This window comes from Sunxiuqinia indica (assembly GCF_009847015.1).
Taxonomy (GTDB): domain Bacteria; phylum Bacteroidota; class Bacteroidia; order Bacteroidales; family Prolixibacteraceae; genus Sunxiuqinia; species Sunxiuqinia indica.
In genome coordinates, this window is the sequence record NZ_WVEM01000020.1 from 18,008 (window position 1) to 39,241 (window position 21,234).

Annotated in this window: 16 protein-coding genes; 2 read left to right on the top strand and 14 right to left on the bottom strand. The window is 40.5% G+C overall.

From position 1 onward, the window contains the following. The first annotated feature begins 59 nt into the window (after positions 1-59). Entirely contained in the window at positions 60-1,148 is a 1,089-nt protein-coding gene (locus GR929_RS20535; RefSeq protein ID WP_159523464.1) for a mannose-1-phosphate guanylyltransferase, read from the top strand. Positions 1,149-1,199: 51 nt separating this feature from the next. Here the strand turns inward: GR929_RS20535 and porK (GR929_RS20540) are convergent, their stop codons facing one another. The 8 genes from porK (GR929_RS20540) to topA form a co-directional block, all read right to left on the bottom strand. Then, positions 1,200-2,546 carry a T9SS ring complex lipoprotein PorK/GldK gene (gene porK / locus GR929_RS20540; protein ID WP_159523475.1) on the bottom strand — a complete coding sequence of 449 codons (1,347 nt, stop codon included), beginning with the start codon at positions 2,544-2,546 and terminating at the stop codon, positions 1,200-1,202. Between the two features lie 132 nt (positions 2,547-2,678). Further along, on the bottom strand, positions 2,679-3,533 hold the full coding sequence (gene porN, locus GR929_RS20545) for a type IX secretion system ring subunit PorN/GldN (RefSeq protein ID WP_159523477.1): 855 nt from the start codon (positions 3,531-3,533) through the stop codon (positions 2,679-2,681). An 81-nt stretch (positions 3,534-3,614) separates the two neighbouring features. Beyond that, positions 3,615-5,228 (bottom strand): type IX secretion system motor protein PorM/GldM, encoded by a 1,614-nt coding sequence (porM, locus tag GR929_RS20550; protein ID WP_159523479.1) that lies wholly within the window; start codon positions 5,226-5,228, stop codon positions 3,615-3,617. 24 nt (positions 5,229-5,252) lie between these two features. Beyond that, positions 5,253-6,218, bottom strand: a complete 966-nt coding sequence (porL, locus tag GR929_RS20555) for a type IX secretion system motor protein PorL/GldL (protein ID WP_159523481.1) — start codon at positions 6,216-6,218, stop codon at positions 5,253-5,255. Positions 6,219-6,239: 21 nt separating this feature from the next. Continuing rightward, positions 6,240-7,577, bottom strand: a complete 1,338-nt coding sequence (gene porK, locus GR929_RS20560) for a T9SS ring complex lipoprotein PorK/GldK (RefSeq protein WP_159523491.1) — start codon at positions 7,575-7,577, stop codon at positions 6,240-6,242. 29 nt (positions 7,578-7,606) lie between these two features. Then, on the bottom strand, positions 7,607-8,557 hold the full coding sequence (locus GR929_RS20565) for a PorP/SprF family type IX secretion system membrane protein (protein ID WP_159523493.1): 951 nt from the start codon (positions 8,555-8,557) through the stop codon (positions 7,607-7,609). 110 nt (positions 8,558-8,667) lie between these two features. Next, positions 8,668-9,822 (bottom strand): formimidoylglutamase, encoded by a 1,155-nt coding sequence (locus GR929_RS20570; RefSeq protein ID WP_159523495.1) that lies wholly within the window; start codon positions 9,820-9,822, stop codon positions 8,668-8,670. 70 nt (positions 9,823-9,892) lie between these two features. Then, positions 9,893-12,217, bottom strand: coding sequence for a type I DNA topoisomerase (gene topA, locus GR929_RS20575; RefSeq protein ID WP_159523497.1), 2,325 nt, complete (start codon positions 12,215-12,217; stop codon positions 9,893-9,895). A 304-nt stretch (positions 12,218-12,521) separates the two neighbouring features. Here topA and GR929_RS20580 point away from each other — a divergent pair, with 304 nt between their 5' ends. Then, positions 12,522-14,864, top strand: coding sequence for a transglycosylase domain-containing protein (locus GR929_RS20580; RefSeq protein WP_159523499.1), 2,343 nt, complete (start codon positions 12,522-12,524; stop codon positions 14,862-14,864). Here GR929_RS20580 and GR929_RS20585 read toward each other — a convergent pair. The 6 genes from GR929_RS20585 to GR929_RS20610 all read right to left on the bottom strand — a co-directional run bounded on the left by GR929_RS20585 (position 14,861) and on the right by GR929_RS20610 (position 21,226). Further along, positions 14,861-15,754 carry a carbon-nitrogen hydrolase gene (locus GR929_RS20585; protein ID WP_159523501.1) on the bottom strand — a complete coding sequence of 298 codons (894 nt, stop codon included), beginning with the start codon at positions 15,752-15,754 and terminating at the stop codon, positions 14,861-14,863. The two genes, GR929_RS20580 and GR929_RS20585, sit on opposite strands and share 4 nt — an antisense overlap. A gap of 14 nt (positions 15,755-15,768) precedes the next feature. Then, positions 15,769-16,797: an agmatine deiminase family protein gene (locus GR929_RS20590; protein WP_159523503.1), complete on the bottom strand. Its 1,029-nt coding sequence runs from the start codon at positions 16,795-16,797 to the stop codon at positions 15,769-15,771. Between the two features lie 505 nt (positions 16,798-17,302). Beyond that, the gene (locus GR929_RS20595) at positions 17,303-18,340 is read right to left on the bottom strand and encodes a DUF4837 family protein (protein WP_159523505.1); all 1,038 of its coding nucleotides are present in this window, start codon (positions 18,338-18,340) and stop codon (positions 17,303-17,305) included. Positions 18,341-18,441: 101 nt separating this feature from the next. Next, positions 18,442-18,639 carry a twin-arginine translocase TatA/TatE family subunit gene (gene tatA, locus GR929_RS20600; RefSeq protein WP_159523507.1) on the bottom strand — a complete coding sequence of 66 codons (198 nt, stop codon included), beginning with the start codon at positions 18,637-18,639 and terminating at the stop codon, positions 18,442-18,444. A 63-nt stretch (positions 18,640-18,702) separates the two neighbouring features. Beyond that, on the bottom strand, positions 18,703-20,046 hold the full coding sequence (gene rseP, locus GR929_RS20605) for an RIP metalloprotease RseP (RefSeq protein ID WP_159523509.1): 1,344 nt from the start codon (positions 20,044-20,046) through the stop codon (positions 18,703-18,705). 7 nt (positions 20,047-20,053) lie between these two features. After that, entirely contained in the window at positions 20,054-21,226 is a 1,173-nt protein-coding gene (locus GR929_RS20610) for a 1-deoxy-D-xylulose-5-phosphate reductoisomerase (protein ID WP_159523511.1), read from the bottom strand. Positions 21,227-21,234: the final 8 nt, after the last annotated feature.

Here is a 21,234-nt window from a genome sequence, read left to right on the forward strand (position 1 = left end):
CTTTATGGTTTACCTTCAAAATAGGTATATTTGAAGTATGTCACGAAAAAATTTGACGAATGAATAGCAATTATTGTATTATTATGGCCGGAGGAATAGGAAGCCGCTTTTGGCCGATGAGCAAAAGCTCTATGCCTAAGCAATTTCTAGATATTTTAGGAACCGGTCGAACATTTATCCAAATGACATTTGACCGGTTTAAACGTGTCTGTCCGGTTGAAAATTTTTATGTTGTAACAAGTGTTGATTATAAAGAGTTAGTGCTGGATCAGCTACCTGAGCTAAAAGAAGATCAGGTTTTGTTAGAGCCTCTGAGAAGAAATACCGCGCCCTGTGTGGCTTATGCGAGTTATAAAATAAAAAGTATCAATCCCGATGCCAATGTTATTGTAGCTCCTTCGGATCATTTGATCTTGAAAGAGGACGAATTTATTGCAGAAATTCAAAAAGGGATTGATTATGCTTCGAACAATGATGTATTGGTGACTTTAGGGATTACTCCCAGTCGGCCTGAAACGGGGTATGGATACATTCAGATAGATGGGAAAACGGAGTATAAGAACTACGAAAACCTGTATCAAGTGAAAACATTTACGGAAAAGCCTAATCGGGAGATGGCCGAGGTATTTGTTTCAAGTGGGGAGTTCTTCTGGAATTCGGGGATATTTATTTGGTCGCTGAAAAGTATTTTGAAAGCCTTTGACGAACACCTTGAGGATGTGTCAGGCCTATTTCAGAAAGGCCTAAAATTGTATGGCACCGAAGATGAGGTCCACTTTATCAACAAAACATACTCTGAATGCCAAAATATTTCGTTGGATTATGGCATTATGGAAAAGGCCGAAAATGTATATGTTTTATGTGCTGACTTTGGATGGAGTGATATGGGAACCTGGGGCTCGTTGTATGAAAATGGTAAAAAAGATGATGCCAATAATTCCATTAATGGAGGAGATGTTTTTACCTATCAAACTGAAAATTGCGTGGTTAATGTACCGAAAGAAAAGGTTGTCGTTTTACAAGGGCTGGATGGTTATATTGTTGTTGAGGCGGATAACACTTTGCTTGTTTGCAGAAAGAAGGACGAGCAACAAATACGTCAGTTTGTAAGCGATGTGAAGATGGTAAAAGGTGATGAGTTTGTATAAATAAAATAGTGACGAAAAGGTTGAGCTTCTTCAGTAATGAGGAAGCTTTTTTTATTCTCTGAACTCGTCTTTAAATGAAGTCCGGGCACATCGAAAACCAATATACGATTTTGTGGTATCCTCATATTCAAAGCTTCGAGTTGAATTCCGAATATAATAAGCAACATCTTTCCATGAACCACCTCTTATTACTTTTCGTTTCATAACCGGAGCATCATCTGGTGAAGAATTATACTCGTACGAAGGATTGAAGTCATTGATGTTTTCATATGCTGCTTCGTTGAATGCAGAACTGGTCCACTCTGCTACGTTCCCGGCCATATCATATAGCTTGTAATCGTTGGGATCAAAACTAGCTACTTTCATCGTTGTTGTGCTCGACTCACTATCTGCCACATAGTTCCCCCGGCGCGGCTTGAAATTCGCTTTAAAACAACCCGGCAAATTGCGCGTGTAATAACTTCCCCAGCTGTATAACGTTCGTTCATGTCCACCGCGAGCGGCATATTCCCACTCGGCTTCAGTTGGGAGTCGATAGGCGTGAACCGAAGGAGCTTCCATTAACGTTTGATACTTGTTCATCATTTGAGTTCGCCAGTTGCAAAAGGCTTTTGCCTGATGCCAGTTAACTCCAACCACGGGGTAATCATCAAAACCAACATGAGCAAAATATTGCTTTGTTAAGGGCTCATTATACGAATATGTATAGTCACGTATCCAACACAAGGTATCTGGATATATTGGCACACTTTCTTTAAAAATAAATGAAGATCTGTTTGAAATTGGAACTTCCTCTCCGTCCTGATTAATAATTGATCCTTCGTAGGTTTGAGTTTCGTAGTTGTATCGGTTTTGACTTTTGGCCGCCTGCTTATAATCGACCCAATAATAATCGTAAGTATATTTTCTGGTATCCAGCGATTTTGAGAAAAACATCCGTTCTTCCTCCGGAATGTACAATTCTTCCATAGCTAATTGGAAATCCGGGTTGTTCCACTCAATGGGGTCTTGCCAATTTAAATGAGGAGTTTCATAAAAGTTCCCAAAGTCATCTTCTGTGATCATGAATTCGGGATAAGTTTCAGACAAGAGGGTTCGGGCAATAGAATCTCTCACCCAGTATACGAATTGCCGATATTCGTTATTGGTAATTTCCGTGTCATCCATCCAAAAGGCTTCAACTGAAACTCGCTTTAAAGTTGTATTAAAATTTTGTAGCTCGTCATCTTCAGTGCCCATCACATAGCTTCCTCGTTCGATAAATGTCATTCCAAACGGTGCAGGCTCATAAAATGGTCTCGACTCTTCCGGATACAGGTAGTTGAGTGTATCATCCTTTTTGCACGAAGCAACGAGAATGAGCACAAAAAATACGGATATGACAAAAGATCTATTCATTTACAAAATTGGGCAGTATGGTACGCTTTAAGTTAACGTGTTACAAATTTCAATATTGTACAATTCTTAAATTGAAAAAAGCCTTATGAGAATATCTCATAAGGCGTTTGAGCGTTGTATGCGTGTAATATTTTAATATTCCCACAAATCCTGTTCAAAATCAAAAATCTCACGTTCAATTTTTCTGGATTCGAGCATGGCTTCACGACCGCTTAAGTACTGACTAATTGCACGGTTGTTGTATACGTTGGATTCTTTTACAATGTAGCTGTTGAATTTACGCTTGATAAACAGATCGTCGAAAGACATGTTTTGAGCTGTATTGTTTGGGTTGATAACCGAGTGTGTGGCCATCAGTTCTCGTGCTTCCGGGTAATAGATCCAGAATACTTGACGACGTTGAACATTTTCTCTGTTAATGTCCTGATCTCGGTAGTATTCCTGAATTGGGCAAATACCAATGATGCGGGTATTTAGTGTTGAAGTTTGCTTATCGAAGAACCATTCTTCTTTAACCATGAACTGCTTCACTTCTTCAGCACGAATTTCTCCTACTACAATTCGATCTTCCAATTCTCCGGTATCTAAATTACGAACTTGTCGTGTCCGGGTTGTTGCGCCGAATGCTTCTTTTACTTGCTCAAATGTCATTGGTACTTTAAACTCATCGTCGGTACGGGCATCATAAGCAGTCAGTTGTCCGTTTTCAATTCCTTCAATGAATAAATTAATCAAGTTTGTACGGCCATCCATATTGGTAGTTGGAAAATACAAAACCTGGTTCATTTTTTCTCTTAAATCAATGATTCGCCATATTTTTTTCGACCACATCACATCTGCCTCACGGATAGAAGCAAAAGCCATGGGTTTTTTATTTTCAATATTGTTACGCTTGAAAGCTCCATCAATAATCTGAGCCTGTGTATCTTTCGCCGAGAAACTAACTGCGCAGCAAACAATTCCTATAGCTACAAAAAACTTTTTCATCTCGTTCAATTTTAACGTTCAAAACTATTCGAAGGAATTCGCTTATAGTGATTTAGCTGTATGCAAATTCCGTTTCATGCTTTATCTTATTTTAAAGCTTATTGGAGACAATTCCCGATCGGTTCCATCATCACCATGTGCAAATATATTATCGATGTAAATAATACTTCCGGGAGCAAGTGTGTTAAACTGAGTGCGCTGCTCATCAGTAAAACGATTTGAGGTTGACGACCAGGTATTGTTATATCCACCTGTTCCGGTAAATGTAATATCGAATTGAGTTACCTTAAATTTTAAATCAAAATCAAAATCTTTAAGATCTGCAAAGATTCCCGCCTCGGCTAACAGATCTTCTTTACGTAAAACACCACTATTTTCCCCTGCAACTGTTGCTACAGGATCGGGAACTTGTTTTACCCGGAAGTCCATACTTCCTATAAATCGTAGTTTGCCTTCAAAGTCAGCACTCACAGAAACTTTTGTGCGGTTTCCATTAATATCTTCCACCTTTGGATAAACGAGGTAGTTTTTGCCGTCCCTGTCAATTTTACCATTTGACATGGTAACTTGTAGGTTTTCAGAAGGTACTCCCGGAACAGAAACGCTTACCGGGTTAGGAACACCCATATAAAAGACGTTCATTTTTATGGGCGATATGGTGACCGAAGGTTTGCTAACCTGGTATTCTTCTTCGAATTCGTAGTTTTTGTATTCGCCTTCGGGAGTTTTATATTTTATAATCCCCCCCCATTTATAGGTTCCTGGCGAAGTAGCCGGAACCTGATAAATTCCTTTTCCACCTTCGATCTTCAATTCTTTGTTGTTGACTAAAATAATAGGTTGTTGAGTGGTATCTTCGGCAGCTAAAAAAACTTCAGCGCGGTAAACATCACCTTCAAGAATATAGGATGATTTTTCAATCACAGTAGGCCTTAGCCTGTTAAACTTAAACGAACTGGCGTCAATCTGACTATACAAATAGGTTAAGATGTTTGACTCCGCGTTTTGAATGTCGATTTGTATTTTCGAAAGCAATGCAATAACGGCAATTAACGGCTTACTCTCAAAGTGTTCAATTTCCCATGTGATTTTCTCCGATTCTTTTAGTGTGACTTTTGGATCAGAGGTGTCCAGCGCTTGCTTAATTGTAGAGCGCATGGGCGAATTTTCTTCCAGGAGCGATAAAAATTCTTCTTTTAGTTCATTAATTCCAGCTTTTAGCTCTTCGGCCTTGTTTAGTCTGATCATGATTTCTGAAGGTACATTCAGTTCATCATCTTTTTTTAACACCAAGGTATCACCTTCGTTATTGATCACAAAGGATTGTCTTTTATTGCCGTTGTATGTTTCGTTCTCCTCAGAAAGATTTGTTCCTCCTGATTTGATGACAAGTTCTTCTTTTAGGGAAGTGATTTTATTGACCAGACTATCTGTCATGGACTTCACCAAGTCAGCCTTTTTTTTCCATTCATCTACTTTTGTAGGATTCTCCTCATAGGCTTGAGCAAAAGAGGCATAAATTTGCTCATTTTTTGAATCTACACTCTTGAATGTTTGCATTAAGCTTGAATCAACGATGCGGAAGGCGTCGAGTACTTCTGATGCTACGTTTAGCGCCATCATGGCCAGTAGTACCAGGTACATCATGTTGATCATCTTCTGCCGTGGAGTTTCCGGGCAATTCTTGGTTCCCATATACGAAAGGCTTATCGGTTTTTATTATTTCTTGTAATTCATGGCTCCCAGCATATTGCCATAAACAGAATTCAATGCTTCAAGGTGTTTGTTCAGTTCTTCAGCATTTGATTTATACTTCTTAATTTCTTCAGTCGACAAGGCGATCATTTCGTTCATCTGTGCCATTTCGGTGAAGAATTTTTGAGAAGATTGTAACTGTGCGTTGGTTTCTTTCAGCTGACTTTCGTATGAAGAGTTCAGTGTCTCAAGGTTTTTATTTAACCGATTGAGGTTTTCTCCATAACTTGCGGAACTTTTACTGATTGAGTCAATTCCAGAATCGATTGAGCCTGCTGCTTTTTCGTATGATGAAGCAAGTTTGTGGCTTGTCTGTGTTAGCTGATTGGCAAACTCCTCTCCTGAAACTGAAAGCTTCGTTAGTAATTGGTCACCATTCTCAGTTAAGCTCTTTGCCGTTTTTGAGTAGGAACTTACCAAATTTGAAACGGAGTCGCTGATTTTATCATTGGCTTGGTTATTAATCTCCGATAGCGTGCTCATCGATTCAGATGCCGAAGTCAAATTCCGGACATATAAATCAGTGGCTAATGTTGCCGAACTGATTTCACTAATACTTGAGGCCGTATTACTCAAATCAGTCAATCCTTTCGAAACTTTCGTCAATAACTCCGGTGAAATATCTGCTTTATTCCAAAAATCACCAAACCCACCCTTTGAGTCAGTCTCAATGGCCTCGTCGGCATCATAATCCTCTTTTAATTCAGGATATACTTTTGACCATTCGGGCATTTCCAAAGGTGGTTCAAATGCCGAAATGAAGAAAATGAATGCCTCAGTACACAACCCGACAATTAATAATAGACCCGAATAAGACCAGTGTTGAAGCTTAAATAAGGCACCTAACAATACGATTGAGGCACCCAAGTTATAAACGTAGCCGGTAAAGACTTTCCATCGTTTATTCTGAATTATTTCACCAATGTTCATGTTTTGTAGATTAGGGTTTGACTAAAATTCATTACCAAATGACGATCTGACACAGCGGAAACCGACATAAGATTTAGCAGTATCTTGGTATTCAAAACTTCTTGTTGAAACTTGTAAGTAAGCGGAAATATCTTTCCACGAACCTCCGCGAATCACTTTTCTTTTCATTACAGGAGGATCGTTTGGAAGTGCGTTGTATTCAAAATTTGGATTGAAATCATTAACATACATGTAGGCTGATTCATCATAAGCAGAGATTGTCCATTCAGCAACGTTCCCTGCCATATCATACAGCCCAAACATATTGGGGTCGTAGTTTCCAACCCGCAGTGTTGCCAGCCCTTCATCCTCTACATAATTTCCACGGAACGGCTTGAAGTTTGCTAAAAACTTTCCATCGTCATCACGGGTATAATAGCCACCCCAAGGATACATTGAAATGTCCTTGTCTCCTCTTGCTGCATATTCCCATTCGACCTCTGTCGGCAAGCGGTAGTCTTGGATCACCGGTTCACCCACTCCTTCAAGATATTCATTGTGCAATTTGGTTCTCCAATGACAGAATGCTTTTGCTTGTTTCCAGGTAACACCAACTACGGGATAGTCGTCGAAACCCGGGTGCCAGAAATACTTGCTTGTCCACGGTTCGTTATAAGCGTAGGTGTAATCACGAATCCAAACTAAAGTATCAGGATGCACAAATGTTGTTTCGCTGAAAATAAAAGAGGAACGGTTTTCAATTGGGCGTTCTTCTCCATTTTGATCGAATACGGTACCTTCGTAGCTTTCGGTTTCGTAGTTATATTTATTGGCTGATTTTGCCGCTTGCTTATAATCAATCCAATGGTAAGTATAGAAAAGTTTTCGGGCGTCAATTTCTTTTTTCCCAAAGAATCGCTCGTTTGCAGGAATATACATCTCCTCTAACGCATCAACATAATCCGGATTGTTCCATTCCAACCGCTCATCCCAGTTAATGCGAGGGGGATCTATAATGTTTCCATCCCGATCTTCACTGATCATGAATTCAGGATATTGCTCCCCAATTAGTGTCCGTGCAATTGAATCCCGAACCCAGTTCACAAACTGGCGGTACTCATTGTTTGTTATTTCAGTGTCATCCATCCAGAATGCATCGATGGAGACTGTTTTTGTTGGGGTTGACGACCAAGTTGGGTCCTGATCGTTCGGACCGATATTTATGCTTCCGCGGTGAATAAAAGTCATTCCATAGGGAGCTGGTTCAAACCATTTCCCACGACCTTGAACGCCGGTTAGCTCTCCATTTCCAGACTTACCGCAGCCGGTTAATGCCCAGATAGCCGCAATAATTAAACCTGAAGAAAGTATTTTTTTCATAGCTACACTTTTGCTTTCGTTAAATCAGCTTATAAAAATCTGATACTCTTATATTTCTTTAATCTTCCCTTGCCGATATCAACAGAGTAACGCAGGAAAATCTCCTGCGATCCATATCCATATCGACCTAGTGCAGATGTTGTTACGTCGTAAGCTAAACCTAAGTTTAAGCCATTTTTTAATTCTACTCCTATTAAAAGTGCGATCGCATCTTGCAGACGATAAGTTAATCCGCCTGAGAAGCGATTATTGTAGACCACACTCAAATTAAAATCAACCTGGGTGCTTGCCAAATCTGATTTTGCAAAAACCGAAGGTCGCAACTCAAATAACGGGTCGGGCAAACTAATATTGTACCCAGCTGATAAATAGTAGTGCCGTAGCAGAGGGAAATATTCTCCTCCATCTCCGTATTTGATTTCTCCCTGATTGACATGTGTCACTGAGAGACCCGCAAAATAGTCATTTGATTTTAAATAAAGACCAAGTCCAACATCAAAAGTTATTTGACTGACTTCACTTTGAGGAATCAACCGGTCTCCAGTGGCATTTCCCAGGATCCCATCTTCTCCAACAGTAATCCACTCGCCATTAATTGATTTGTTGAACATGCCCAAAGACGTACCAATACCGAGATTTCCGATACTAGTTGTTGTTTGGTAAGAATAGTTCAGATTTACGAGAACATTTTTTGAAAAACCGAGTTCATCACTAATGATGTTTAATCCTACCCCACTTGTACTCCCAAATATATTAGCAGTTGTTTCCACGCTAAATAACAGTGTTTTAGGAGTGCCGTCGAAGCCACTCCATTGATATCTGTTTAATATTAATCCAGTTATTGCATCATTACTGCCAGCAAAGCCCGGGTTCACCGACAGCTGTGCTTCTTTATTGAAGCTAAACTGAGGGTCTTGCTGAGCATTTGCGGCTAAGTTAACGAATATTAACAAAAATAAAAAGTAAAATATTTTTTTCATAAACTGGCTGTTGCTGCCGATTTCTAGCGCCAAAGTAAGTGAAAATAATGAATCTTTCCTGATGTTTTTTTTATCATGTGCCTAAGTTTTTGAACGCATAGGGCCTGCTTTTATTTTACGATACGATTTAATTTTCGAATATTTCGCCACCAGCGATCCGGTATATCGTTTTGAGCAGCCATTCTATAATCTTCCTCAGAACAAGAGAATGTACGCTCGATAATTTCATCGTCATCGGATATCTTCATCCACCAGCGCCCTGTTTTTTGGCTTTGGTAAAAAATCAATGGCAAATCAATATCATCAATTTCTATTATAAATTCATTGAAATCATTATTTGTTCCGCATGGAGATTCAACTTTTTTAAAGTAAAAGCCTTCCAGAAAATGCCAAACAATTTGAGCCATGAGTTTGCAACTCAGATCGCCTTGATCAAGCCGAGGAATCAGGTTGAAGAATCCTGCTATCTTTAGTTTATCCGCCATTCCTGCGTAATGGCCTACCTGGCATGCTTCTTCAGCATATAACCCATTTGGTGAACCAAAATATTGTCCTGGTGCTTCAAGTTGCCTAATCGCATTAAGATCAAAACTAAGTATGTCTGCATCTCTCAGGTAAGGCTCAATGGAAGACATGTCATATCGAATCTCTCCCAGTCGTTTATTCTCTGTTTCCATTTCATAACTGTGGTCGAGTTCAAGTGAGTCGACAAAATAGTTCTGATACCCAAGTGTAGATTGAGAATACAGGTTTGGTTGCTTTTCAAAAATGAAATTCAAATAGGTCTCCGAATTGATTGTTTTTATCCCCTTTTTAAAATCTAATTTTGGGTCTATGTTTACTAAATTGAATGGGGTTTCTTCAAATGCTTTTGTAATACCGAATGTAAGATCCTGACTACCGCCCAATACCACGACTGTTTTGCCCGCTCCAATCAGGCTGGCACAAACGTCTTTTAAAGCAAAATAAGTATCGTTGATTGTTTTGCCAGTTTTAATATTGCCCAAATCCAGGATCTTGAATCGGGGGGAAATTCGGTTCAATGGATATAAATACTCACGAATTTTATTTGGAGCCTTCGAGCTTCCTTTCACAATGGCACTTCGATCATCTTCAACCCCAATTATGATGATCTCCGCTTTTTCCAGCGGTAGCTTGGAATGATTTTTTTCTAAAATTGTGCCTAAGCTAAATTTGGGTTGCGCCCAGTCCGGCAGCTTAAATTTTGAAAAGTCGACAGGTTTCAGATAAAGCTTAATATCCATTCGTTCGATTTTTTTTCTGAGGATGAAAATAAATAAAAAAGGCAAACATTTTAACGTTTGCCTTTGGATATTATTTTTTCTTTTTGCGTTTGGGCTTCGGACCTTCCTCAATAATTTTCATGCAATCTTCAAGGCTTAGCTTTTCAGCTTCGGTGCCTTTTACAATTTTATAGTTCTTTTTCTTGTATTTAATGTATGGTCCCCAGCGACCTTCGAGTATTTGCAACTCCGGTTCCTCGTCAAACGTTTTAATAAGCGCTTTACGATCTTTTTCACGTTTAGCTTCAATCAACTCAATGGCACGTGGAAGCTCAATTGTATATGGGTCATCCACTCCTTTCTCGAGTGATACAAATTTACTGTCGTGACGGACATAGGGGCCAAAACGACCAATCGCAACCGTCACTTTCTTATCTTCATATTCTCCCAGGTCGCGAGGAAGTTTAAACAAGTCAATTGCTTCTTCGAGCGTTATCGTTTCTAAATGCTGGCCACTTCGGAGACTGGCAAACTGGGGCTTTTCACCTTCTTCTGTCGTTTCACCCAGCTGAGCCAATGGGCCATATCTTCCAATTTTAACAGATATTGGCTTGCCTGTTTTCGGGTCATCGCCTAAGACACGTTCTCCGTTTGTACGTTCAGAAACTTCCAGTGCGTTTTCCACATTTTGGTGAAATGGTTTGTAGAACTCGTCAATAACTTCATTCCATACCCTGCTCCCCTCAGCAATTTCATCAAACTCTACCTCAACTTTTGCGGTGAAACTGAAGTCCATTATCTTATCAAAATATTTGACTAGATAATCGTTGACTACCATGCCCACATCCGTAGGGAAGAGTTTATTTCGTTCTGCTCCTGTTATTTCTGTTTTTACAGCTTCTTTCAATTCAGTTCCAATTAAAGAGAGCTGTGTGTATTTTCGTTCAACCCCTGGTCGTTCTTCCTTCACTACGTAACCACGGTTTTGAACTGTCGTAATCGTTGGTGCATAGGTTGAAGGACGTCCGATGCCTTGTTCTTCCAACTTTTTCACCAAGCTTGCTTCGGTATATCTCGGTGGTTTTTGCGTAAACCGTTGAGTGGCTTCAATCCATTCAGCGCGTAGCTGTTGGTTTTCTTTTACGGGAGGAAGCAAGGTGCTGTTGTCGTCAATTTCGTCCTCATTGTCAGACGATTCCATATAAACACGCAAAAACCCGTCAAATTTAATTACTTCGCCGGTAGCCTGAAATAAATTGCTACTGTTTGAAACAGATATATTAATTGTTGTTCGTTCCAGTTCCGCATCCGCCATTTGTGAGGCGATCGTTCGCTTCCATATCAACTCGTACAGTTTCTTTTCCTGGTTAGATCCACCTGCCTCTGCTTGATCCATATAACTTGGTCGGATTGCTTCGTGAGCTTCCTGCGCTCCTTTCGACTTTGTTTTGTATTGACGAACCTTGTGGTATTTTTCTCCGAGTGAATTAATAATCTGACTCTTTGCCGAGTTGATGGCCAATGATGACAAGTTGGTCGAGTCAGTACGCATGTAGGTAATTTTACCTGCTTCGTACAAACGCTGGGCAACTGCCATGGTTTGGGAAACCGAAAAGCCTAGTTTTCTACTGGCTTCCTGCTGCAAGGTTGAAGTTGTAAATGGGGCAGCCGGTGTTCTTTTCGATGGTCTGGTGGTGATATCGGCAATGCTGAAATCTGCCGTTTTGCACTTTTCAAGGAATGCTTGTGCCTCCTCTTTGGTTTCTAACCGTTTTTTAAGGTCTGCCTTTAGTTCTACCGCATTACCATTTTTATCAGGAACCAGAAAAGCTGCAGTAACCCTGAAGCTTGATTTGCTTTGGAAATTTATAATTTCCCGTTCTCTCTCCACAATCAAACGAACGGCAACTGACTGAACCCGACCAGCAGAAAGCGAAGGTTTTACTTTCTTCCAAAGCACTGGCGAAACTTCAAAACCTACAATACGGTCTAAAATGCGTCGAGCTTGTTGAGCGTTAACCAGATTTTCGTCTATCGGCCGTGGATTTTCAATGGCCCGCAGAATGGCATCCTTTGTAATTTCGTGAAAGACAATTCGTTTTGTTTTTTCAGGCTTCAACTTCAGAACTTCTTTCAAGTGCCAGGCTATTGCTTCTCCTTCGCGGTCTTCATCGGAGGCGATCCAAACCATCTTGGCATCCTTGGCTAACTTCTTCAGTTCTGTAACTATTTTCTTTTTATCGGGTGAAACAATATACTTAGGTGTATAATTGTTTTCCATATCAATCCCAAAATCCTTTTTTTCGAGGTCTCTAATATGTCCCATGCTAGATGTGACCAGATAATCTTTGCCTAGAAATTTCTCAATTGTCTTCGCTTTGGCAGGGGACTCAACAATAACCAGATTCTCACTCATAAAAACCTCCTATTTTCTAAAAATTTCTGCAAATAAAAGAAAATGCTTGACGATCTTCAAATTTTAACTGAAGATTCTTGATTTCTTATTTGTTTGATAATGATTATTTTATTGCCCTTTAGTCCTCATTGATAGCTTGCTGAGTGTTGAAAATCAGACCAAATAAATTAACTAAAAATTTAGCGCTCTGATCACGATTGGGGGGAGTAAAGTGAAATTCCCCCTCTCGTTTTGAAATAGTAAAAAATAATATTCTTATTCCTTTCGTTATATTTGTCTCCAATACTCACTATACAATTTTCGGATGGAAAAAGAGAAGAAGAATTTTAAAAAATATACGTACGGATTTTGGTCGCTATTCTTTTTGGGGCTGTTGATGGTTTTCGGACTGTTCTTTTTTATTGCGAAGGGCAAAATGGGGGAGATGCCTACTTTTCGCGAGCTGGAAAATCCTCAAAGTTTGTTAGCTTCAGATGTTATTTCTCGCGACCACAAGGTGTTGGGTCGATATTTTAGGGAAAATCGGAGTTATGTTAATTATGATAACTTGCCTCCTGAGCTAATTGAAGCATTGGTTGCGACCGAAGATGTTCGCTATTACAGCCATTCAGGAATTGACTTGCGCGGGCTGTTACGTGTTGTGAAGGGAGTAATCACCGGCGATAGCAGCTCTGGAGGTGGTAGTACAATTAGCCAACAATTGGCTAAAATGCTTTTCCCACGCCAGCAATTTGAGAGTAAGCTCGAGTTAGTACTACGTAAATTTAAGGAATGGGTGATTGCGGTTAAGCTGGAGAAAAGCTATACAAAGGAAGAAATACTGACGATGTATTTAAATAAGTATGATTTTTTGAACCTTGCTGTCGGAATTAAATCTGCTTCGCGTATTTATTTCAATATAGAGCCGGATTCACTGAAAATGCATCAGGCTGCCATGTTTGTTGGAATGGCGAAAAACTCTTCCCTTTATAATCCGTTGCGCCGCCCGGAGCTAACAAAAAGGAGACGAAATACGGTATTGGCTCAAATGCAAAAATATGGATACATTGATCAGCAAGCTTACGACTCCATCAGTGCACTCCCGCTAGGTCTGAACTATCAGAAGGAAGACTTTAAAAGTGGACTTGCTCCGTATTTCCGCGAATATTTGCGGATAACGATGGGAGCCTCGAAACCGGAGCGTAGCAAATATGCTTCGTGGCAACAAATAAAATATGAAGAAGATTCGGTTGAATGGGAGACTAACCCCTTGTTTGGATGGTGCCAAAAGAATTTCAAACCGGATGAGACCAACTATGATCTGTACGAAGATGGATTGAAGATTTATACGACAATTGATTCGCGAATGCAACGGTATGCAGAGGAAGCTGTTGAGGATCATTTAAAACTGGATTTGCAGCCAGATTTCAATAAACATTTAAAATCTCTTGAAAATCCCCCTTTCTCGGGAGATATGGATGACGAAGAAGTCGACGACTTGTTGAACCGGAAAATCCGGCAAAGTGAGCGTTATCGAGTCTTGAGATTGGAAGGAAAAAACTTTAACCAAATTCGCAAGGTGTTTGAGCAACCCGTTGAAATGGAGATTTTCACCTGGAAGGGCGATAAGGATACAATTATGACTCCATTGGATTCAATTCGACATTATCTCAGTTATTTCCGCTCTTCGTTTATGGCTATGGATTTGGCAACCGGGCAGGTTCGGGCTTATGTTGGTGGACCTAATTACAGGCACTTTATGTATGACATGGTGAAGGGAGGAAAGCGCCAGGTTGGATCGACCGTGAAACCATTTATGTACACACTGGCGATGCAAAACGGATTATCGCCATGTACTAAAGTGCCCAACGTTCGCCAGCAATTCGTCATGCCGGATGGAACTATTTGGGAAGCTAAAAACTCGGGAAGTGAGCGTGAAGGCGAAATGGTTACCCTAAAGTGGGGACTAGCTAATTCGGTGAATAATATTTCAGGCTGGGTGATGAAACAATATAATCCACAATCGGTGGTTGATGTGATGGAAAAAATGGGTGTTTATAGTAAAATTGATCCGGTGCCATCCATGTTCTTAGGAACATCGGATATTACCTTATATGAAATGGTGGGCGCTTATGGAACTTTTGCCAATAAAGGCGTTTATACCCAGCCCATTTTTGTTACTCATATTGAAGACAAACATGGGAATGTAATTGCCCGCTTCCGTCCTGAACGGCACGATGCTATTGATGAACAAACGGCTTATCTGATGATCAATCTACTTCGTGGAGTGATTGATGGCGGAACCGGAGGACGTGTTCGTTGGCATCCGGTTTATGGACAAATTCAAGGACCTATTGCTGGAAAAACAGGAACAACACAGAACCATTCTGATGGGTGGTTTATGGGAGTGACGCCACAAATTGCAGCCGGTGTCTGGACTGGTGCAGATTTGCGAAGCATCCACTTCGATGACATCTCAACCGGACAGGGAGCTAACATGGCCTTGCCGGTTTGGGGGAGGTTTATGAAGAAGGTGTATGCCGACAAATCGCTCGAGTACAAACCCGACCACGAGTTTGAAAAGCCAACCAACTTCATTATGGATTTGGATTGCGATGAGCAAAATGACACCAGCAAGAAACCGGCTGAGTTTGAAGACTTCTTTTAGTCGGTTAAAAAACGTTTGGTAATATCGGCATAGCTGCTAATTCTGCGATCGCGGAAAAATGGCCAGATGCGTCGTACATCTTCGGATCGGGTTAAGTCTACTTCAACCAACAAATTTTGTTCTGTATCGGTGGGTGCTTGTTGTAAAAATTCACCCTGCGGTCCGGCTACAAAGCTATTACCCCAAAACTGAACTCCTTCTGATTGCTGCGACGGATCGCCTTCGTGTCCAACCCGGTTGACGCTGATTACCGGCACACCATTAGCCACTGCGTGCGAACGCTGAATGGTAATCCAGGCGTTGCGTTGGCGATCTTTTTCCTGCTCGTCATCACGTGGGTCCCATCCAATTGCAGTGGGATAAATGAGCATCTCGGCACCAGCCATAGCCATTAAGCGGGCAGCCTCAGGATACCACTGATCCCAGCACACCAATACGCCTAGTTTGCCAATAGACGTTTCAATGGGATGAAAGCCTAAATCGCCCGGTGTGAAGTAGAATTTTTCATAAAAGCCCGGATCATCCGGAATATGCATTTTACGATATTTACCGGCGATGCTTCCATCTTTTTCAAAAACAACCGCTGTATTGTGATAGATGCCGGCGGCTCTCTTTTCGAACAGGGAAGTGACCAACACCAGCTGGTGTTTTTTTGCTAATGCAGAATAATATTGAGTTGACGGGCCTGGAATTGGTTCAGCGAGATCGAACGAATTGACCTCCTCTGTTTGGCAAAAATAGAGGCTGTTGTGCAGCTCCTGAAGCACAACAAGCCCGGCTCCCTGTTTGGCACAGTCGGCAATGTTTCGAGCTAGTTTTGCTTTGTTCTGATCGATATCTCCGGTATTGCTTTGTTGTATGAGTCCAACTTTAATTTTATTTGCTGTCATTTGTTTCTTTATAATTAGAGTACGCCAATTGGAAACTGCATGCTGATGCAATGAATTGATCCGTGCTGTTTAACCAACGGACGGCTGTTTATCGGCACAATTTCATGTTCAGGAAACAGCTTTTTTATGGTTTCGATAGCATCCAAATCCTGTTTTACTTCATAAACAGGAAGCAGCACGGCCTTGTTCAGTATCAGAAAATTCGCATAAGTTGCGGGTAGTTGCTCCCCGTCTTCATCGTATATTGGATCGGGAAAGGGTAGTGGAACGAGCTGAAATGGCTGACCATTTTGATCAGTCAGTTGTTTTAGTTCTGCTTCCATTTTTTGGAGTGCGTCATAATGAAGATCCTGCGTGTTGGTGCATTTGATATAAGCAATTGTGTTTTTATTGCAAAAACGAGCCAGCGTATCAATGTGGCTGTCAGTGTCATCGCCGGCTAAGAAACCATGATGTAACCAAAGCACTTTTTCAATATGCATGGTTTTTTTCAGCAAAAACTCAATAGCTGTTTGACTTAAATGTTCGTTGCGGTTTTTTGATAGCAGGCATTCGCTGGTTGTTAATGCACAGCCGGCACCATTACTTTCAATCGCTCCGCCTTCGAAGGTGAAATATGAAAGGTCATGTAACTGAATTCCTTCCCGAAAAGCTTTTTGTTGGTAAAGAGTTGACGTAATTTGGTTGTCGTGGTTTGCCGGAAATTTCATTCCCCAACCATTAAAGCGGAAATTGAGTAGTGCTGGTTGCCCATTTTCAATAATTGTAATTGCTGCATGATCCCTGGCCCAGGTGTCGTTGATGGGCATCTCCTGAATAATCAGCTGCTCATTATCATCTTGAAGAAAGTCGGGAAGTGAATTTTTATCACGGCAAACAATCAAGAGCTTTTCGCGCTTTAGAATTTCTCTGGCAATTTGTTCATAAACGGGAAGTACCTCTCCGAGGATTGAGTTCCAGTCGGTCTGAGTATCGGGCCAGGTTAGTTGAACGCCACTTTGTTTCTCCCATTCAGCCGGAAAATAAGATGATGTTTCGGTCATGCTAATTAATTCGTTTTGCACTTAAACTAAAAAATACAAATCTTGTTTAAGTGATCAAAAATAGAATATTTTCAACTGAAAAATGACTTGGATGAGTAACTATTGTCTATTTGAACAAAATCAAAAGATGTAATAGATGTTATCTTGATTGTAAGTCTTAAACTGACTTGTTCTATTTATGATCGAAACATGGGAGTTAGGTGATAAAAATGGCAAAACCGAACTGGTTTATCGCGAAGAAGATTAAAGCTGGATGATGAAAAAGTAAGAAATACCAAAAGTTGCTTGAAGTAAATTTTGGGAAACTCAACAGGAAACTTCTTATACGATAACACTCCCAGAGGGCGAAAGAAACATAAATTCGGGATTTGATCCCGGTTGCATGAAAAAGCAGTTAATGCTTTCAAATCAAGTCGTATTACAAGAGTCAATTACAAGATTACAGCAAAAAGAAAGGGAATTGTGTGATCCACACAATTCCCTTTCTTTTTATTTTTTTTTGCTGTTAATTTCCCATGTCTATTTGGCTTTTGATTTTATCATTCTTTTTCTGGTCGGGTAGCTTCAATGAATAAATCATAGCTTCCACTTGACGCAGGTAGTTGCGTTTGTCGAAACGTGGAGCATAAACGTAACCGTCAAGGGCAACAATGCGGTTATTGGCGGCGTCTAATACCGATAAGTTGACGTATGGCCCGCCCATGAAATCACCTTCAACACGCCATAATCCACGCATCTCGGCAGCATAGTTGCCATTATGTTCCAACACATTAAAAACCGGAGGTATCCGATGCTCGGTTGTCATGTAGCTCCCCGAGGCCGGGCCTTCAACATGTGCTTTCAGTATCGAGTCTCTTTTGTTTAGTAAGAAATCTTTCGTAAATGTACTGTCCGACTTGTATGGATAGGTGTAAATGATAATTCCTTGACTGATCTCCGGTGTTTCATAACGAACCCAAGCAAAATTTTCTCTCTGAAGTGTCACTTTAAAGCCTGGAGGAATAGTTATGTCGATGTTAAATTTCTCCTTGATCGTGTTCTTTACTGCCTTGTCGCTGTAATTCCTATAATTCATTTGTAGGCGGCTACGCTCCGCTTTTAGCATAAATGCAATAATCCGATCCGAATGTCGCTCGAGCAGCTGATTGAAATCTTCGGTTGATCGCGCGTTAATATCCACGACAGATTGCGGCCAGGCCCATATGTCTTTTCTGAACCGTACTTGTGAAGAATCAACGGTCGTCGATATTTTGACACGGATGATATTTCTGGTTGTTTTAAAAATTTCGCCAAAAGCATTTGGGGGAACCTGTATCAGGTCAAAAATTGGCTCATCTTGTGGTAAGGCAAGCTGAGGTTGCGCCAGTATTTCCCGGAATCGTTTTCCAGTTTCACCTTTCCAGGTTGCATCAGGTACTACCACCACTAATTCGCCGGCTTTGCCGGTAATTTTTTTACGCATATTGGTTTGGTCGTCACACGAAGTGAACAGCAATGCAGCCATTACGACCAATAAAAAAGTTGAGGAAAATATTCGTTTCATAGTTATCAGAATCTGAGTTTTGCAGCTAAATCTACAAAAATCTTACCATAAAAAAATCCCGTCATGTAAACGGGATTTCATTTCAGTATAAATCTTGTTCTTTATTTTTTTTCAGAATCTTTTTTTGTTTCTGGTTGCTCCTCGTCTTCTTTGGTGGCATTCTTAAATTCCTTCATTCCTTTTCCCAGTCCTTTCATTAGTTCAGGAATTTTGCGGCCGCCAAATAAAAGTAATACAATGACTAATATGATGATTATTTCTTGAGGGCCAAACATGCCGCAGATAATTGATAAATACATAGTTTAACGTTTAAATGGTTTCTACAAAAATAGAAAAAAAACAATCGCTTCTTAATTCCTTATTTAAAAATACTGATTAATTAGTTTGAAGATATCATTTCCGTTGGCAAAGAGCACCAGGCTAAGTAAAATGACCATGCCGGTAATTTGTGCGTATTCCATGAATTTTTCACCAGGCTTGCGTCCTGAAACAATTTCGTAAAGCAGGAAGGTGACATGTCCTCCGTCTAATGCCGGAATCGGAAGTAGGTTCATAATTGCCAGAATAATAGACAGGAAGGCGGTCATGTTCCAGAATGAATACCAATCCCACGCTCCGGGAAAAATATTTCCAATGGCAATAAATCCACCGAGAGATTCGTAGGCCTTTGTTTTTGGAGAAAATATGAGTTTGAATTGCTTCAGGTAATCTTTTACGGTGTTTACTCCACGGGAAAAGCCAGCTGGGATAGACTCCAAAAAGCCATATTCAATGGTCTCAAATTGAAGGTAACTAAACGCTTCTTCTTGTGGTTTTGCCTGAAATCCGGTAATCCCATCTTCAGGAACAGTTACAGGAATTGTTAGTGACTTTCCATCCCGATTAACTGCAAGCTCAATCTTTTCGTTTTTATGCGATTTGATGTAGTTTAAAAATTCGTCGTAGTAGGTAAATTCTTTTCCGTCGATTCCTTCAAATACGTCATCTTTCTGCAGACCGGCAGCTTTGGCTGGATAACCTTCTTCAACTTTGGCTACTTTTACATGGAAAAATCCTCTGGGGCTGATTACGCGGCTGCTTTTTATAAGTGTTGCTAAATCATCATCAGTAACCTCAACTTCAACTTGCTTCCCATCTCTTAAAACCTGGATGGTTTTTGCATTGTCAAGAATAACAGTTGGTATGATTTTGTTGAAATTGTCGATGTAATTGCCGTCGACCGATAAAATTTGATCTCCATCTTCAAGTCCGATTTCTTCCCCGGTTTCGGATACCATGATTCCATGGGTGACATTTTCGTTGGGTAAGAACTGCTCTCCCCAAGCGTAAAGTACTCCAATGTAAATCACGAAAGCAAAAATAAAATTCATCATCACTCCACCAAGCATAATAAGTAGACGCTGATATGGTTTTTTTGATCGAAATTCGTGTGGTTGAGGTGGCAGTTGCATGGCTTCTTTGTCCATCGACTCATCAATCATCCCGGAAATTTTCACATAGCCGCCCAGTGGTAGCCAGCCAACTCCATATTCGGTTTCGCCGCGTTTTGTTTTAAACAAGGCAAACCAAGGATCAAAAAACAGGTAGAATTTCTCGACCCGGGTTTTAAACAGGCGGGCAAAAGCAAAGTGTCCAAATTCGTGTAATACCACTAAAATGGATAAACTTAAAATCAATTGTGCTGCTTTTATAAATACTTGTTCCATTCTTCTTTTATAGCTTTAATTTACTTCGTTGTTTAATGATCGAAGTCGTTAACAATCGTGTTTCTTTATCAGTTTGAATATAGTCGTCTAAAACCGGATTTTTTATGGCACTTACTTTTTGCATGCTTTCTTCAATCAGATCGGGCATATCAACAAAGCGTATTTTTTCTTTTAAAAAGGCTTGCACCACAACTTCGTTTGCGGCATTCAAAATACATGGTAAATTGCCCCCTGCTTTCAAGGCTTCAAATGCGAGTGCAAGGTTACGAAATTTTTTTGTATTCGGCTGTTCAAAAGTCAGTTTTGGGTAGTCGATAAAGTTAAATCGCTCGAAATTCGAAGGTAGCCGTTTGGGAAAATTCATGGCATATTGAATGGGCAATTTCATATCCGGAAGTCCCATTTGGGCCTTCATCGAACCATCACGAAATTGAACCAGAGAATGAATAATGCTTTGCGGATGAACGATTACATCAATCTGCTCCGGTCTTAAGTCGAATAGCCATTTGGCTTCAATTACCTCAAATCCCTTATTCATCATACTGGCCGAATCTACTGTGATTTTGGCACCCATGTCCCAATTTGGATGTTTCAATGCATCAGCCTTAGTTGCTTTTTCTAGTTGCTCCTGGCTGTAATTTAGAAATGGGCCTCCGGAAGCGGTCAAATAAATTTTTTCAATCTCATTCATGTGTTCCCCTGCCAAACACTGAAAGATGGCTGAATGTTCGGAGTCAACCGGATAAATACTGACTTTATTTTTCAAAGCCTCACGAGTAATAATTTCACCGGCTACGACTAGTGTTTCCTTGTTGGCCAGTGCGATGTGTTTACCTGCTTCAATTGCTTTTAAAGTTGGAATTAATCCAGAATAGCCAACCATCGCGGTCACCACCAGATCTATAGTATCCAACTGAACCACTTGTTCCAGAGCTTCCTTGCCGGCAAATATTTTAATTGGCTCATTTTTCAATGCTTCGGCAAGCTTTTCGTAACGGCAGTGATTGGCGACCACCACCATATTGGGCTGGTGTTTCTTTGCTTGTTCAACCAGCAGACCAATGTTATTATTGGCTGTCAAAACTTCCACTTCAAATTGATCGGGGTTTTGAGCAATGACTTCCAATGTTTGCGTTCCAATTGATCCGGTTGATCCTAAAATAGCAATACGTTTTTTCATGGCTAGGT